The organism is Collimonas arenae (assembly GCF_001584165.1).
Lineage (GTDB): Bacteria > Pseudomonadota > Gammaproteobacteria > Burkholderiales > Burkholderiaceae_D > Collimonas > Collimonas arenae.
In genome coordinates this window covers 1,196,376-1,211,507 of record NZ_CP013233.1, presented here as the reverse complement: position 1 = coordinate 1,211,507, position 15,132 = coordinate 1,196,376, and the positions used below count along the sequence as shown (strand labels likewise).

Annotated in this window: 13 protein-coding genes; 6 read left to right on the top strand and 7 right to left on the bottom strand. The window is 57.4% G+C overall.

The window, feature by feature from the left end; all coding sequences use genetic code 11:
* Positions 1 to 11: 11 nt before the first annotated feature.
* Positions 12 to 2,801 (bottom strand): type VI secretion system Vgr family protein, encoded by a 2,790-nt coding sequence (locus tag CAter10_RS05665; protein WP_061532651.1) that lies wholly within the window; start codon positions 2,799 to 2,801, stop codon positions 12 to 14.
* Between the two features lie 349 nt (positions 2,802 to 3,150).
* Entirely contained in the window at positions 3,151 to 3,597 is a 447-nt protein-coding gene (locus CAter10_RS05660) for an Lrp/AsnC family transcriptional regulator (protein WP_061532650.1), read from the bottom strand.
* A 142-nt stretch (positions 3,598 to 3,739) separates the two neighbouring features.
* Between CAter10_RS05660 and CAter10_RS05655 the strand changes: the two genes are divergently transcribed.
* Positions 3,740 to 4,900: a saccharopine dehydrogenase family protein gene (locus tag CAter10_RS05655; RefSeq protein ID WP_061532649.1), complete on the top strand. Its 1,161-nt coding sequence runs from the start codon at positions 3,740 to 3,742 to the stop codon at positions 4,898 to 4,900.
* A gap of 74 nt (positions 4,901 to 4,974) precedes the next feature.
* Here the strand turns inward: CAter10_RS05655 and CAter10_RS05650 are convergent, their stop codons facing one another.
* From CAter10_RS05650 to CAter10_RS05640, 3 genes are all read right to left on the bottom strand, one after another.
* Positions 4,975 to 7,794, bottom strand: coding sequence for an autotransporter serine protease (locus tag CAter10_RS05650; RefSeq protein ID WP_082797803.1), 2,820 nt, complete (start codon positions 7,792 to 7,794; stop codon positions 4,975 to 4,977).
* A 374-nt stretch (positions 7,795 to 8,168) separates the two neighbouring features.
* The gene (locus tag CAter10_RS05645; RefSeq protein WP_231879286.1) at positions 8,169 to 8,765 is read right to left on the bottom strand and encodes a DsbA family protein; all 597 of its coding nucleotides are present in this window, start codon (positions 8,763 to 8,765) and stop codon (positions 8,169 to 8,171) included.
* A 137-nt stretch (positions 8,766 to 8,902) separates the two neighbouring features.
* Positions 8,903 to 9,796: an MBL fold metallo-hydrolase gene (locus tag CAter10_RS05640; RefSeq protein WP_061532647.1), complete on the bottom strand. Its 894-nt coding sequence runs from the start codon at positions 9,794 to 9,796 to the stop codon at positions 8,903 to 8,905.
* Between the two features lie 204 nt (positions 9,797 to 10,000).
* On the opposite strand from CAter10_RS05640, the gene CAter10_RS05635 reads away from it, so the two are divergent.
* Entirely contained in the window at positions 10,001 to 10,909 is a 909-nt protein-coding gene (locus CAter10_RS05635) for a LysR family transcriptional regulator (protein ID WP_061532646.1), read from the top strand.
* A 188-nt stretch (positions 10,910 to 11,097) separates the two neighbouring features.
* Positions 11,098 to 12,339 carry an MFS transporter gene (locus CAter10_RS05630; RefSeq protein WP_061532645.1) on the top strand — a complete coding sequence of 414 codons (1,242 nt, stop codon included), beginning with the start codon at positions 11,098 to 11,100 and terminating at the stop codon, positions 12,337 to 12,339.
* Between the two features lie 24 nt (positions 12,340 to 12,363).
* Here CAter10_RS05630 and folE read toward each other — a convergent pair whose 3' ends face one another.
* Positions 12,364 to 12,990: a GTP cyclohydrolase I FolE gene (gene folE / locus CAter10_RS05625; protein WP_061532644.1), complete on the bottom strand. Its 627-nt coding sequence runs from the start codon at positions 12,988 to 12,990 to the stop codon at positions 12,364 to 12,366.
* A gap of 323 nt (positions 12,991 to 13,313) precedes the next feature.
* Here folE and CAter10_RS05620 point away from each other — a divergent pair, with 323 nt between their 5' ends.
* Both CAter10_RS05620 and CAter10_RS05615 read left to right on the top strand, forming a co-directional pair.
* Positions 13,314 to 13,895: a DJ-1/PfpI family protein gene (locus tag CAter10_RS05620; protein WP_061532643.1), complete on the top strand. Its 582-nt coding sequence runs from the start codon at positions 13,314 to 13,316 to the stop codon at positions 13,893 to 13,895.
* A gap of 66 nt (positions 13,896 to 13,961) precedes the next feature.
* Positions 13,962 to 14,282, top strand: a complete 321-nt coding sequence (locus tag CAter10_RS05615; protein WP_061532642.1) for a ribbon-helix-helix domain-containing protein — start codon at positions 13,962 to 13,964, stop codon at positions 14,280 to 14,282.
* A gap of 16 nt (positions 14,283 to 14,298) precedes the next feature.
* Here the strand turns inward: CAter10_RS05615 and sugE are convergent, their stop codons facing one another.
* Positions 14,299 to 14,619 (bottom strand): quaternary ammonium compound efflux SMR transporter SugE, encoded by a 321-nt coding sequence (gene sugE / locus CAter10_RS05610; RefSeq protein WP_061532641.1) that lies wholly within the window; start codon positions 14,617 to 14,619, stop codon positions 14,299 to 14,301.
* A gap of 175 nt (positions 14,620 to 14,794) precedes the next feature.
* On the opposite strand from sugE, the gene CAter10_RS05605 reads away from it, so the two are divergent.
* Positions 14,795 to 15,127, top strand: coding sequence for a YnfA family protein (locus tag CAter10_RS05605; protein ID WP_061532640.1), 333 nt, complete (start codon positions 14,795 to 14,797; stop codon positions 15,125 to 15,127).
* Positions 15,128 to 15,132 lie beyond the last annotated feature (5 nt).

Genomic DNA, 15,132 nt, shown 5'->3' with positions numbered 1-15,132 from the left:
GCGTCCTTCGATTAGGTATCCCGGCTCTGAATAAAATGCTCGCGGTAGCCTTGGTTCGATAATTGATGTTCTTTGCTGTTGGATAATTTCTGGTGAACCTGTATGTCCAACGCAGTCCCCTCACTGAGCTTGACCTGATAGGCGGTGGTATCGCTTTGGTGATCCTTGATCAGAATTTGTCCATACTCGTCCGTCATGCCACTCTGCACTTTCGCTCCCGATTTGTAGAGTTGATACGGCTCATTGGCGAATGCACGACTTTGCTTGCCGTGCGACGTCAAATTGACCAGCAAACTGCCCTGCTCAGGCGTTGTGATCGGGGTCGCCAGCACTGGAATCGGTAAATTCGCAGGCCCAGTCACACTCTTACCCGCCGAATGCACCAGCCAATTACCACTGGTGCCGGTCTCGACACCACCGGCCTGCCACTTGGTATAACTACCGCCGCCATTGATCACCACCTCTTCCTTGGCGGTGATCGTGATACGGTTGGCGATATGGGTGATGTTCAGCTTGGCCAATACGTTGATGCTGTCCTTGAGCGCCTTGATATCGATATCGCCAGCCGCTGCAATCAACTTCATGCCAAGCTGCTGGCTGAACAGGCGTATGCCGTTCTTGACGCTGGCGAGGAATTTCTGCCCCACCGATAAACTCAGATGGCCACCACTGGTCAGTGCGGTATGTTTACCGCTGGCGATGTGCGTCGATTGCGGCGTGGTCGTTTCAATACCGGCCGGACTGGCGAGCACGAGATGCGGCTCGGCCAGTTCCGGGAAGCTGCCTTGCTCGCCGCCGCTGCCTTTGATTGCATCGTTCTGTGCCTTGATGGCATCAGCGACATCACTCTGGTCGCCGCCGGCATCCTGCGCCTGGTTCTGCTGCGCCACGCCGGCCAGGTTGTCGTGCTGATCGTACGCCTGGTTCAAACGCTGCACTGTCTCGCCCATGTCCTTGATGTGGCCTTGGGCGTTGCCGCGTGCTTCGGTCGTGATCAGCAAGCCATCCTTGGCCCGTATTGCACCGTGGCCGTCGGTGCGCAGCTCGAAGCCTTCGCCGCGCGCATCCTTGCGGCCGGCGTTGTCGTCGATGCGGGTGATATTGCCCAGGCTCAGTTGACTGTGCTGGTGATCGCTCTTGAGTTGGGCCTGGATCTTCTGTTCGGTATCGTCCAGGATCAGGTGGTTGCTGCGCCCGCCAACACTGTTGCCGCCGCCTGCAGTCAGCTCGCGCGAACGGATGCCGGACAGTGCGCTTTGATCGGGCAGCGACCAGGGCGGCAAGTTCGACTGATTGTGCACCCGGCCCGTGCACAGCGGCAGATCGGGATCGCCGTCGATGAAGCTGACTGTTACCTCTTGCCCGATGCGCGGCAGATACATGCTACCCAGCTGATTGCCGGCCCAGGGGCTGGAGACGCGGATCCAGCAACTGCTGTTTTGGTCGGTGGCGCCGAGACGATCCCAAGGAAACTGCACCTTGATGCGGCCGAGTTTATCGGTCCAGAGATTCCGGTCCGGCGGCCCCACCACCAGCGCGGTGGCGACGCCGGGAATCACCGGCTTCGGCGTGACACGCTCCGGGCGGTACTCCTGGCCACGAGCGGGATGCACTGTAAAGTCGACATCGATCCAATACTGCTGATTGGCCACGCCGCCGACGCGCTGGCTTTCCTGCGCCACTTCTTCAATGGTCAAATTGGCCGACAACACGATGTAGTCAATATTGGCGGCTTGTTGCGGATGCCGCGACAGCTTGAAGCGGCAACCCGGCACCAGCCCACGCACGTGCCCCGCGCCTTGTGCACGGTGGCCTTGGCTACGCAGCATTTCCATACGCCGCCGCGCCACGGCGTCGCCCTCGGCCAGCGGATCGTTGCCGGCCTGTTGCGGGCCGGCCTGCGGCTGCACGTAATTGTCTGCGTGCCACTCGTAGATTTCCCGGTCGTTATGCGCGGTCGGGCGCGGTTCGCTGCGCTGCGAGGTTAGGTCGGCGCGCGGTCGTGTGTAGTCGTAATCGCGTGCTGTATAAGTACCAGACACCAGCTTGCGCGCAGGCGTGAAGGCGTAGATGGTTTCTTCATCGATACGCGTGCCTTCAGGGTAATACTTCAGCTCGCGATAGGCGCTGCTGCTGAAAGGTTGATAGGCGCCGTTGGCGTCGGCCAGCACCAGCCGGTGCGCACCGTCGCTATGCGAGAAGTGAAATGAAATCCCCCATTCCTGGGTCAGCCGGCACAGGAATGCATAGTCGGTTTCGTTGTACTGGTTTTGGTAATCGCGTTTGGGATAGGTATCGTAGAGACGCTTCTCTACCGGAAAGGTGTAGTCAGCCAGCAGACTGTCCAGCACCTCGATGACGGTTTTATCTTGAAAGGTTTTTGAATTCTTGCGCAGTGTCGCCAGGTGCAACCAGGGCTGCAGCGTCAGTTCATAAAACACATGTCGCCCCTGCTCGCGCAGCAGTTTGGCATCAGTCACCAGGCCGGAGATTTCGCGCGTACCGGCACCAACGTTTGCCAGGCCGCTGTCGCCGGCCATGCCAGCAACAAAACTACCCATGCCTTCCAGCTCAATTTGCACCGTCAATTCATGGCCGATGAAATCGTCGAGATTGAAATTGGCAGCTTGCTCGACCAGATGATTCAAGTCATCCGGTGTTTTTAAGATCAGACGGTAGGTAAATAAATCATTGACGGTCTCAACGCCCTTGAGGCTCACCGGAATCAGCGCTGGCTGGCCGAGTATGTCGGGAATCGCTGCGGTGGATTTCAGGCTGAGAGTACGGGGCGCATTGAACATAAGACTTTCCCAAAAAACAAGCTGGAGAAAGATGATAATACGTTAACAATTGCCTTAAAGTCATCATTTAATTTATGATTTAAATGACAATTTCTCTGTGATTGACGAGGAAAGGCGAAGAAGAAAATGGAAAGGTAACTGCGTTTGACTCAGAAGAAAGAAAGTCCAAAGCAAAAAAAACCCGCCGACCTTGCGGTAGCGGGTTGAATCCAAACCTTAGGAGGTGTTGGAGGAGACAGGTCTAACTATATGGCAGTGCAGCATTCGTGTCTGCTTTATTGTTTGAATACCTGTTATAGATAAATCACATATCTGCTGCATTGCGGCATGACTTCCTCGCTAGAGTCGTTCAAATCGGCCCGCGATCAATCCGCTTGCTGAGGATGATTGAAGTCGACGTATGCCGTACCCCTTCCATTGCGCCGATCTGGTCCAGCAGACGGTCCAGTTCGTCGGTGGACTGGCAACGCAAAGTCAGCATGTAATCGATGACGCCGCTGACCGCACACAAGGTTTCCACCTGCGACATTTTCTGCAATTGTTGCACCAGCAGCGGCGCGTTGCGCGAATCGATGGAAATACCGACGTAGGCGCGCACTGCCGGCTGGTACAGCTCAAGGTCTAGCCGCACGCCGTAGCCGGCGATCACGCCCTTCTTTTCCATCGCCGCCAACCGGGCGATCGCCGTGGTGCGGGCGATGCCGACACGCTTGGCGATAGTTGCCATCGACAGGCGTGCATCATCCATCAGCAAGGCCAGAATTTTGTGGTCGACTTCGTCGAGTTTCTCTTTCATCGCGACAATCCATCTCCAATGTTCGTCAAAATGTATTGTTATTATACATTTTGACGACTATTTACACTCTATTATCTGACTTCACTCAAATTTACAATGATCCCAGCAGCAACATTGACTAAAACGACAAGCGAGTGACGACATGACTACCAAACTGATCCTTCTGGGCGCCGGCAAAATCGGCGATGCCATCCTTAACCTGTTGTCCCACACCGGCGATTACATTTTGACAGTGGCGGACCGCGATCCGGAACGCCTGCAATATGTGAAACAAGCGGGTTTTCCTAACGTCACCACGATCCTGGCCGACATCTCGCATCCTCCGACTGTCACCAAGCTGATCACCGGCCATGACGTCACGTTATCGGCCTGCCCGTACTTCCTGACACCGGTCATCGCGGCGGCGGCAAAGGCTGCCAACTCGCATTATTTCGACTTGACCGAAGATGTCGAAAGCACCCGCTTCGTGAAACTGCTGGCACAGGATTCGAACACTGCTTTCGTGCCGCAATGCGGCCTGGCGCCTGGCTTCATTTCGATCGTCGCCAACGATGTCGCAAGCCGTTTCGAACAGTTGCATGACGTCAAGATGCGCGTTGGCGCGCTGCCGACTTTCCCAAGCAATGCGCTCAAGTACAACCTGACCTGGAGCACCGATGGCCTGATCAACGAGTATTGCAATCCGTGTGAAGCGATTGTCGACGGCATCCTGCGCGAAACCTCACCGCTGGAAGAGCTGGAACACTTCTCGCTGGACGGCATCGACTACGAAGCCTTCAACACTTCGGGCGGCCTGGGCACGCTGTGCGAAAGCCTGCGCGACCGGGTGCAGAACCTGGATTACAAAACCGTGCGCTATCCAGGCCATCGCGACATCGTCAAGATTCTGGTGCGCGATCTGCAACTGGGCAAACTGGAACGTCGTCCGATCCTGAAAGAAGTGCTGGAAAATTCGATCCCGATCACCAAGCAGGACGTGGTGCTGACCTTCGTCAGCGTCAGCGGCATGCGCGACGGTCGTCTTGAGCAGGAAACCTACGCCAAGAAAATCTACAGCCAGCACGTCAATGGCCAGTTGCTGTCGGCGATCCAGCTGACTACTGCCGCCGGCATTTGCGCGATGGTTGACCTGGTCGTCACCGGTGTCCTGCCACAAAGCGGTTTCGTGCGTCAGGAACAAGCGACGCTGGCGGATTTCCTGTCGAACCGTTTCGGCCAGTTCTATGCCAGCCATTCCAGCGGTCACGCCGGTTTTGCACCAGCCAGCAACACCGACTTCAACAAGCTGAAAGCAGTCGCCTAAAACACAACTGCAAGCAAAACGGCCCGTACAACTCTCATGAGTTATACGGGCCGTTTTTTTATGCAGCGACGAATTTAAAAAGCCATCCGCACGCCGGCAGAGAACACATTGTTGACCAAGCCGCCCTTGCCGAATTGCGCATCGTAATTGCCGTACCAGCTCCATTTGCGATTGACCACAGTGGTGAATCCGAGGCCAGCCCAACCGCTGTTGTGCGGCAGGCCGATACCCTGCACGGTGAACCCGGCGGCCGGCGCGCCGACAAAGGCAGCGTTGAAATCGAGGCTACCGTCATTGAACGCATGCTGCCACGCGGCGTACGCTTGCAGGTTGGTATTGCCGCCGAACCAGTCGACTTTTGCATCGCCACGCAAACCCAATACGCTCGCAGTCTGTTGATACGAATTGCTGCCTGCGGTCAGGCCAAACGCGCTGCCGGCTTCGGTAAAGCCGCCGCGCTTGAGGCGGTCGTAGCTGATGCCGGCGAATGGCGTCAGCGCCGCAGTGGTCGACAGGTTGCGCACGTAACCGGTTTCGGCATAGGCCGATATCATGCTGTCGGTATGGCTGGCCGACAGGCTGTCGACTTCGCTGCCGAGGATCGCCGTGCGGTTGATCTTGCTGGTCACCGTGGCCGCGCCGGCACGGCCCGACACATAGATGCCGTCGTTGCTCAGCGCATAGCGGCCATACAACGACAAACCGGTGTTCTGGCTATCGGACGCACCGCCGAAGCGATCGAAGTTGGCCTTGCTTTCCGAATAGGACAACGCCACGCCGACGATGGCCTTGTCAGTCAGATGTGTATCGAAGCCGAACTGGCCGCCCCAGGTCGACGTATCGGCGGATGAATAACCCGACTGTCCCAGCTTGCCGCTGGCGCCGATCACGCTGGCCCACAGACCGGCCTTGGCCTGCCCTGCCGCACTGCCGCCCAACAGCGACAAACGATTCGACAAATCGCGGTTGATCGCTTGCGATTGCTGGAAAGTCAGCGCCTGTGACGACGCATAGATTTGCCCGGACAAACTATCCAGAACCTGCGCCGCAGCGGCAATACTTGCCGTCCGCTCAATCGCTGCAGCGCTCGCCACGAAACCGGCGTTGCTGCCGCTGGCGTTGCCACTGGCAACCATATTGTCGGCGGCCTTCAGGCCTTGCTCCAGATTGGCGGCGCTGCTGGTGCGAGTCGGATCGGCGGCGAAGGATTGTGCGGCGACAGCGTTGGCGCTATTGCGGCTGATGGTGAGATCGACTTCATTGGCGCTGTAAGCCAGCGTCGCGTTGAGGAAGGTGCCTGGGTTGAAGGCGGTGCCGTCATGCTCGAACGAGACATCGCTGAATTGCCCTGACACGCCGCTGGCCGCGGTCAGCACCTTGCCCTTGACGCCGACTTGCTGCGCCACATAACCGGACGGATCACTGCTGCCGGCCGGCGTCATCGCCACCAGATGCGAGCTGCCGAGCGTCGCGCTGCCGCCGACGGCGAGTGTCGTATTGAACTGATTCGCCAGCACAGCGCTGGACGAAGCTGTGTAGTTACCGGCAATGCTCATGCCGTTTCCGGCATTGGTCAAACGACCGCTGTTGACCACGCTGCCGCCAATGCGTCCGCCATCTCCGGAAAGGATGCCGGCGCTGTCGATCGTGACGCCTGAAGCGACCGAACCAGTGACGTTCAGTGTGCCTTTGAGCACTTCGCTGGCGCCGCTGTAGGTGTTATTGCCGGACAAGGTCAAAGTACCGCTGCCATCCTTGAGCAAGCCGGCGTTACCGCCGATATCGTTGCCGAAAGTAGAGCTGACAGAGTCGAACTTGGCGATAAAATTACCGTTCAGCGTGAGGCGCGTGTCGAACAGAGCGGGACCGTTCGCGGCCTTGCTGGCGTTCAGCAATCCCCAGCCGTAAGTGGCGGTATCGCCCATGCTGGTGGCGGTTGACAAGATCGTCTGACGGATCTGGTCGGCGCTCATCCACGGATAGACTTGCTGCACCAGCGCTGCAGCGCCGGTCACCGCCGGTGTCGCAAACGAAGTGCCGTAAACCCGGGTGCCGGTGCTCGGCGAAATAAAATCGCCAGGCGCAGCCAGGCACCAGTTGGCAGCCTCGCCGCAGCGGTTCGAATAGCTGGAGATCACGCCGGGCGTAGTGTCGCTGCTGGTATAACCTTGCGAGCCGCCGGCGGCATTCACCGCCACCACTGCCAGCCAACCCTTTTGCAAATCAGGATAGAGCGCTGGCAAACCTGCGGTCAGCGACGGATGGGCGCTGGCATCGTTGCCGGCGGCCCAGATAAACAGGCTGCCCTGCGCCACGAAGGGCTGGTAGATATTGTAGAAAGCCGGGCCGTTGCCGGCTGGCGTTGCAATCGAACCGAAAGCATTCGATTGATTGAAAATGCGCACACCCTTATTGAACAGGTCTTGATACACCGGACTGCTGAACGACACATTGTCGCCACCGGTGCCGACCGCTGCGCCAAGCATCGTCACCCCGGGCGCCACACCGTAGCTGCTCCCGCCCAACGCCTCCACCACCTCAGTGCCATGGGGATTGCCGGCACCGCCGCTGTTGTACACGGTCTTGGTAAGACGACCGCCGAGATCGGGGTCAGCGACATTGAAGTCAGTATCGATAATGCCAACGACGACGCCAGCGCCGACGATGCCACGTGCGTGTGCTGCAACGGCATTGCTCGGATCGGCCGGATTAAGCAGCGATGCAGTGGCTGCCGGCGTACTGCCGGTCGGGCTTGGCGTGGTGGTTGGGACCGGTGCCTGAGTGCCAGAGGAAGGACTAGAGCCACCACCTCCGCCGCCACAAGCCGACAACATGGTAATGACTGCGATGGAAACAACAGAAAGAGGAAAGCGTGCTGCGAGATGGCGATTCATAGATTTGCTCGGGGTATTAACTTGCAGCAAACACACGTCCGGGCCGGATAATGCCCTGGTGCTTCACGTCAAATTACAAAATCAAAAAAGTGCCTGCAAAGATACCTTTCGACACTATTCGATACAATGCACGGATGGCATGAAACGTTAAATAATGAGTGTTTGTTGTTGCCGAACATCATGAAAAATCGCTAATTTTCACGCAAAATAGCAACTAATTATCAATAAATGACTACAAATTGACAATTAAATGTATTTTGGAAATATTCCACATTATTGTAAAAATGTGAATTCCAGGCAGTTCTATCCAGAAACAAAAAAACCTGCGCAAGACCAACTTGCGGAGGTTTTTTCTATCTCACAACAACATCCAATTATCTGCTCAGAACAGCCTTCCACGCTTCCGTCTGCCCCAGGAATCGCCCCGTATCCAGCACCTCAATACGCTCGCCACGCTGCAATGCAAAAGTGGGAAAACCCTGGCCGCCAACCTGCGTCAGCAAAGACCGGCTGCGGGCGATATGCGCTTGCGTCGTCGCGCCACTCAGTTCGGCGAACGCGCGATCAAATTGCGTCGGCTCCATTCCGACCGCCACCGCCAGATCGCGCAGCACCGCCAGATCAGCGACCCGCCGTCCCTCCACATAATGCGCCTGCTGAATCCGTTCCAGCAACTCCAGCCCCTGCCCGGATACAGCATCCGCGGCCAGGATGGCAGTAATCGGCGGCTCGGAATCAAACGTTGCCGTCGTATCGAGCAACAGGCCGTTGAAGTAATCGTCGCCGAATACCTGGCCGGTCATCGCTGCAATCCGATGGTCGTGCTGCATCACATAATTGCGCAATGCCGCACTGACCTGCCGCCGATTGCTGCCGGTCATCATGCCGCCTCCATGCAGCACGATGCTGAGGCCATCGATCTGGCGCGCTGCTTGCAGCAACGGCGCGGCGCCGTAGCACCAGCCGCACATCGGATCGTAGATGTAGTGCAGCACCTTGCCGGCGTCAACTGCCGCCGCCGCGCCATTGTCGGTTTCACTGGTGGCTGCTGCAGCCGGAACTGCGCAAACGGCGTCACCGCATTCAAGCTCCTGATTTACCATGTCATTCACCATTTCATTTCCCCTTTGCTGACCTTGGCGCCCAATTCCAGCGAGGACACGCCTTCCAGGTTCGGATAGTGCTTTTTCATCGCCTCGATCAGAGCACCGGAATCCTTGGCCTTGGCAGTTTCCGCTTCATACGTCTTCAGATAATTTTTGGTAAAACGCACCGATTCGATGTTTTGCGGCGCACCGGCGCTGAAGTGCCCAGGCACCACAATCTTCGGATGCAGAGCTTCGATCTTGTCGAGCATCCTGATCCATTGCTGGCGCGACGCCAGGGTCTGGGTATCTGCGGTCCACACATGCTCGTTGCCGTTCACCAGCACGCCACCGACCACCGCCTTCAGCGATGGAATCCAGACAAAGGTGCGGTCTGGGCTGGCACCGTCCAGGCCGATCACTTCCAGCTTGCGGCCTTCCAGGGCCAACGTATTACCCTGCATCGGCTCCGGCACGATCAATTGCTTGGGTGCGTTGGCGCCCAGTTTGGGGCCCCAGAACGCCAGCTTGTCCTGCATGGTGGCCTTGATGTGGGCGATCACCGGCGCTGGCGCCAGGATCTTCGCGTCCGGGTAGGCTTCCTTCAGCACCTCCAGTCCAAAGTAATAATCCGGATCACCATGGCTGATGTAGATCGTGGTCAGCTTCTTGCCGCTGTCCTGAATCTTTTTCACCAATTGGCCAGCATTGGCGCGATCGAATTGGGCATCGATCAGGATTGCCTCGTTGTTACCGGTAACCAACTCCGAAGATACCGGGAACACACCGTTGGCGCCTGGATTGTAAACCTCCAGCTTGAGCGGCTGCGGGGCGGCGACAGCAACCACCGCGCTGCCGGCTAGCATCAGGCCGACGGTAGTTGCCAGGAACGAGCGGAATAAAGTGCGTTTGTTCATGCATATCTCCAAGTGTGGTGAAAGAACCACCATCATAGTTGCCAAAAACGATGCAAAAAACCCCATAATAGTGACCAGTTAGTTGCATAAATCGAGCAAATCATCCTGAATTCCTCAAGAGAACAGGACGTTCAAACCCAAATCTACGCGCGCTTATCCGCCTTTTCAGACAAAAGTAAGTAGATAACTGAGGAATTTAAGAATATGGATCGTCTGGTCGCAATGCAGGTGTTTGTCGAAGTCGCGGATCGCGGCAGCCTGACAGCGGCCGCGGATCATCTGGACATGTCGCGAGCGATGGTCTCGCGCTACCTTGCTGAGCTGGAAGAATGGGTTGGCGCTCGCCTGTTCCACCGCACCACCCGCAAATTGAGCCTGACCTCGGCCGGCAGCGACACCCTGCCACGCTGTCGCCAGTTGCTGGATATGGCCGGCGACATCCAATCCTCCGCGGCGACACCCGAGAACGCGCCGCGCGGCACGCTGCGCCTGACCTGCAGCATGTCTCTGGGACAAGCCTATCTGGCGCCGTTGCTGGCGCGCTTCCTGAAACGCTATCCGGGTACTGCGGTATCGATGTTACTAGTCGATCGCGCCGTCAACCTGATTGAGGAAAGGGTCGACCTGGCGATCCGCATCACCAACTCGCTCGATCCTAACCTGATCGCCCGCAAACTGGCGGTGTGTCGTTCAGTGGTGTGCGCCTCGCCGGATTATCTGCAAGAGCACGGCACGCCGAAAAAAGCCGAAGACCTGGCGCTGCATAACTGCCTGACCTATTCTTATTTCGGCAAAAGTCTATGGGAATTCGAAAAGGATGGTGTGCCGGTAGCGGTGCCGGTTGGCGGCAACATGAGCGCCAACGAATCGTCGGTATTGCTGGAAGCAGCGGTCAGCGGCGCTGGAATTACCATGCAGCCGGTCTATGCTGCGGCAAAACTGCTGCGTAGTGGTAAACTACGTGCGCTGCTCACGGCATACCAACCGCGCGAAATGAGCATTTACGGCGTCTATGCTTCGCGCCGCCAAATGCCAGCCATCCTGCGCGCCATGCTCGACTTTCTGGTCGAAGAGTTCAGCGCAGATCCTGATTGGGAAACACCGGTCGTTTGAATCAAGCACACTGAATCAAGCAAACCGAATCGCTCAAGCCTGGTCACGCAAATGCGTGCATAACACCCGACGTTGACTGCGCGAGACGCGGCGTCGAACCAGCACCTCTTTTTTAGAAATTCAACATCCTGCCGCGGCGTTGCTCAATGCCTTTCCGCTGACAGGACAGTGTCATCCATAACAGAACAATGCAAAAAATCTCTACTCTCAGCCGTGCCACATTGATGTTCCCGCTAGCTCTGGTCTTGTTCGAGTTTTCGGTCTACATCGCCAACGACATGATCCAGCCAGGCATGCTGATGGTCACCCATGAATTCGGCGCCAGCGCGGCCTGGGTGGCGTCTGCGATGACCGCGTTCCTGGTCGGCGGCGCCATATTTCAATGGCTGTTCGGACCGCTGTCGGATCGCATTGGACGGCGCCCTGTGATGTTGGGTGGTACGCTGTTTTTCATCCTGACCTGCCTCGCCACGCTGTTCTCCAACAGCATCGAGAGCTTCATCGTGCTGCGCGTGTTGCAAGGTATGGGCTTGTGCTTCATTTCCTCGGTCGGTTATGCCGTGGTACAGGAAGCGTTTGAAGAAAAGGCGGCGATCCGAGTCACTGCGCTGATGGCGAATGTGGCGCTGATTGCACCGCTGATCGGGCCAGTGGCAGGCGCCTTCATGATTGAAGTACTGCCGTGGCGCATGGTGTTCGTCTTCATCGCCGCGATCGCTTCACTGTCATTGGTCGGACTGGCCCGGCACATGCCGGAAACCGTCAAGCCGCGCAAGGAAAAGCTGCCGCTGATGCAGATCCTGCACGACTACCGTGAAGTGGTCAGCAATGTCCACTTCCTCAAGGCGGCGATGTGCATGCCATTGCTGGCGATTCCACTGATCGGCTGGATCGCCATGTCGCCGGTGATCCTGGTAACAGACGGCCACTTGACCGTGGTCGAGTACGGCTACTGGCAGATTCCCGTGTTCGGCTGCCTGATCGCCGGCAACCTGGTGTTGGCGCGCCAGGTAGACCGCTGGCGCCTCGGCAGTTCGATCAAACTGGCGCTGTATCCGATTGGCGTCGGTATCGCCATCATGCTGCTCGGCGCGGCGTTCTTCGACAAACCCTACTTCCTGGTCGCCGCCATCAGCATAATCGCATTCGGCGAAGGCTTGTCGGCAGCCGTCATGATCCGCTTCACGTTAACTGAAAGCGCCGTCTCCAAAGCTACCGTCGCGGCGACCATGGGCATGATCAACATGACGCTGTACGGAGTCGGCATCGAACTGTACAAGGTGTTTTACTTGCACGCGGGAATGATGGGGTTTGCGCTGTTCTCGGCCGCGGTGATCGGCCTCTACTGGTATCTGGCGCGCAGCGTGGTGGCACGTGCGATGTTGGCTCGCGTGACGGGTCACGGCGACAAGGAAGGATCGGCGCGCTAAGCCTGCCGATCCTGTCCGCTGGAATCAGCCGTTGCGTTTCTGGCTAATGATGCTCATGAATTCGCGGCGAGTCGACGGATCGTCGCGGAATGCGCCCAGCATGCGGCTGGTCACCAGGCTGGTGCCCGGCTTGTGGATGCCGCGCGTGGTCATGCAACCGTGCGAGGCTTCGATCACGACTGCAACACCCTTCGGCAGCAACACTTGCTGCAGGGTATCGGCGATCTGGACTGTCATCTTTTCCTGAATCTGCAGACGCTTGGCGAAAATATCCACCAGGCGCGCCAGCTTGGAAATGCCCACCACGCGGCGGTCCGGCAGATACGCCACATGCGCCTTGCCGATGATCGGCGCCATGTGATGCTCGCAATGGCTCTCGAAACGGATATCGGTCAGCACCACCATTTCATCGTAGCCTTCGACTTCCGAAAAAGTGGTTGAAAGAATTTCAACCGGATCCTTGCTGTAGCCGGCAAAGAATTCTTCATAGGCGCGCGCCACGCGTGCCGGTGTGTCGAGCAAGCCTTCGCGGTCAGGATCATCCCCGGCCCAGCGCAGCAAGGTGCGAATAGCGGACTCTGCCTCTGCCCTGCTGGGACGTTCGGATAATGCGCTAGCCGCAACGGTTTGTAATGCGTCTTTTGAGGCCATCTGGATTTACCTTTTCTAAAAAAATTTCACTTGCCGGTCGTCATTCGCGACATATGTAGGATCATGACGATGGTGCAACGCTGCATGGCAGCAATTGATCACGACAGTTGAGGTAGCAGTTAACGGTGACAGTTTAATTCAGCTGCAGCATTGATGCATTGCATTCATCAAACAGCGGATTCTTCTGCATCTGGCAACGGCCAGGATTTTGCGCCGCAACATCGAAAGTCCACTGAGTAATAACCGGTTATTACCTGACAGATTCTCGCTGCTCCATACTCAGGCCACTCTACCCCACCAGCAATTTCATTGAGAGGTTCATCATGAGTGCCAAGAAAATCCTGTTTCTCGCCGGCGATTACGTTGAAGATTATGAACTGATGGTGCCGTTCCAGGCGCTACAGATGGTCGGCCACCAGGTCGATGTGGTATGCCCTGACAAACCCGCCGGCGCGCAGATCCGCACAGCCATCCACGACTTCGAAGGCGACCAGACTTACAGCGAAAAGCCTGGTCACAACTTCACATTGAATGCAGCCTTCAGTGATGTCGATGTCAGCCGCTACGACGCCTTGCTCATTCCGGGCGGACGCGCGCCCGAATACCTGCGCCTGAATCCGCGCGTGATCGAAATCGTCCAGCAATTCCATGCCGCGGACAAACCAATCGCCGCCGTCTGCCACGGCCCGCAACTGCTGGCTGCAGCCGGCGTACTGGAAGGAAAAACCTGCTCAGCCTACCCGGCGTGCGCACCGGAAGTCAAACTGGCCGGAGGAAAATATGCGGAAATCGATGTCACCGCCGCACACCGCGACGGCAACCTGGTGACCGCGCCGGCATGGCCTGCGCATCCGGCGTGGCTGGCGCTGTTCCTGGCGGCATTGGGGACTCGCATCGAATTATGATGTAGCATGATGCAAGCGGCTGCGACGCCGCTTGCACCAGATGTTTCAACATTTCAGAGGTGTTTGATGTGTCAAATCTACGCGCAAGCCGATCCGATCTTGTATGAATCGCGTACCCGCTCGGTACGCATCATGGGCGTCATCACCACCATCAAGCTAGAGAACCTGTTCTGGCAAACCCTGGCTGAACTGGCCGCGGATAATGACATGACCACCAGCCAGCTAATCGCAAAACTGCATGGCGAAGTCACCGCGCATTTCGGTGAAGCCAGCAATTTTTCTTCTTTCCTGCGCGTCACCTGCCTGCGTTATCAAACCTTGAAAACCCAAGCCGGCCAACAGCTCAAGAGCGCCACCACAAACGAAAAAAACAAGGCTGCCGCATAACCGTATAAGCGACAGCTCAGCTCGCCGAAGACAGCTTCAACCCGATCAGTCCCAGCACGATCAAACTCACGCTGACAATGCGCGCGGCGTTGACGGCCTCTCCCATCAACAGAATACCGGCGATGAACGAGCCGACCGCGCCAATGCCGGTCCAGACGGCATATGCCGTACCGAGCGGTAAAGTGCGCATCGCCAAGGCCAGCAACCAGATACTGATCGCCATGCCGACCACCGTAATCACCGATGGCCAGGTGCGCGTAAAACCTTCTGAATATTTAAGACCAACCGCCCAGATCACTTCAGCGATACCGGCAAGAAAAAGAATCACCCAGGCCATGCGACCTCCTGAAAAAATGGGGTCGTCCCCGGATAAGATACAGTGTCAGGTCGTCCAGACACCGTGGTGTAAAAGCCAAGAATAGCACGCAGGTAATTTTCACGTGCCGCAACCGATGCGGCAAGAAATGCCCACAGATTGCTGACACAATGACTACTTCAAATCGATCAATTTCATGCTGACCATCACCAAGACCTTTGGATTATTCCTGCTGACCGCCATCGCCGAATTGCTCGGCTGTTACCTGCCTATGCTCTGGCTGTCCGGCAAAGGTTCGGCGTGGCTGCTGTTGCCAGCCACGATCAGCCTGCTAGCGTTCGTCTGGCTGCTGACGTTGCATCCGATCGCCAGCGGCCGCGTATATGCGGCCTATGGCGCGGTGTATATCGCCACCGCCATCTTCTGGCTCTGGAGCGTCGATGGCGTTACGCCCAGGTGGAGCGACCTGCTCGGCGCCGGACTGGCGTTGGCAGGTGCTGCCGTGATTGCCCTGGGCGCACGCGCCTGAGCCGG

Excerpts from the sequence above, each read along its gene's own strand:
- CAter10_RS05665 (WP_061532651.1), bottom strand. The coding sequence starts at position 2,801 with ATGTTCAATGCGCCCCGTACTCTCAGCCTGAAATCCACCGCAGCGATT.
- CAter10_RS05660 (WP_061532650.1), bottom strand. The coding sequence starts at position 3,597 with ATGAAAGAGAAACTCGACGAAGTCGACCACAAAATTCTGGCCTTGCTG.
- CAter10_RS05655 (WP_061532649.1), top strand. The coding sequence starts at position 3,740 with ATGACTACCAAACTGATCCTTCTGGGCGCCGGCAAAATCGGCGATGCC.
- CAter10_RS05650 (WP_082797803.1), bottom strand. The coding sequence starts at position 7,794 with ATGAATCGCCATCTCGCAGCACGCTTTCCTCTTTCTGTTGTTTCCATC.
- CAter10_RS05645 (WP_231879286.1), bottom strand. The coding sequence starts at position 8,765 with ATGTGCGGCTGGTGCTACGGCGCCGCGCCGTTGCTGCAAGCAGCGCGC.
- CAter10_RS05640 (WP_061532647.1), bottom strand. The coding sequence starts at position 9,796 with ATGAACAAACGCACTTTATTCCGCTCGTTCCTGGCAACTACCGTCGGC.
- CAter10_RS05635 (WP_061532646.1), top strand. The coding sequence starts at position 10,001 with ATGGATCGTCTGGTCGCAATGCAGGTGTTTGTCGAAGTCGCGGATCGC.
- CAter10_RS05630 (WP_061532645.1), top strand. The coding sequence starts at position 11,098 with ATGCAAAAAATCTCTACTCTCAGCCGTGCCACATTGATGTTCCCGCTA.
- folE (WP_061532644.1), bottom strand. The coding sequence starts at position 12,990 with ATGGCCTCAAAAGACGCATTACAAACCGTTGCGGCTAGCGCATTATCC.
- CAter10_RS05620 (WP_061532643.1), top strand. The coding sequence starts at position 13,314 with ATGAGTGCCAAGAAAATCCTGTTTCTCGCCGGCGATTACGTTGAAGAT.
- CAter10_RS05615 (WP_061532642.1), top strand. The coding sequence starts at position 13,962 with ATGTGTCAAATCTACGCGCAAGCCGATCCGATCTTGTATGAATCGCGT.
- sugE (WP_061532641.1), bottom strand. The coding sequence starts at position 14,619 with ATGGCCTGGGTGATTCTTTTTCTTGCCGGTATCGCTGAAGTGATCTGG.
- CAter10_RS05605 (WP_061532640.1), top strand. The coding sequence starts at position 14,795 with ATGCTGACCATCACCAAGACCTTTGGATTATTCCTGCTGACCGCCATC.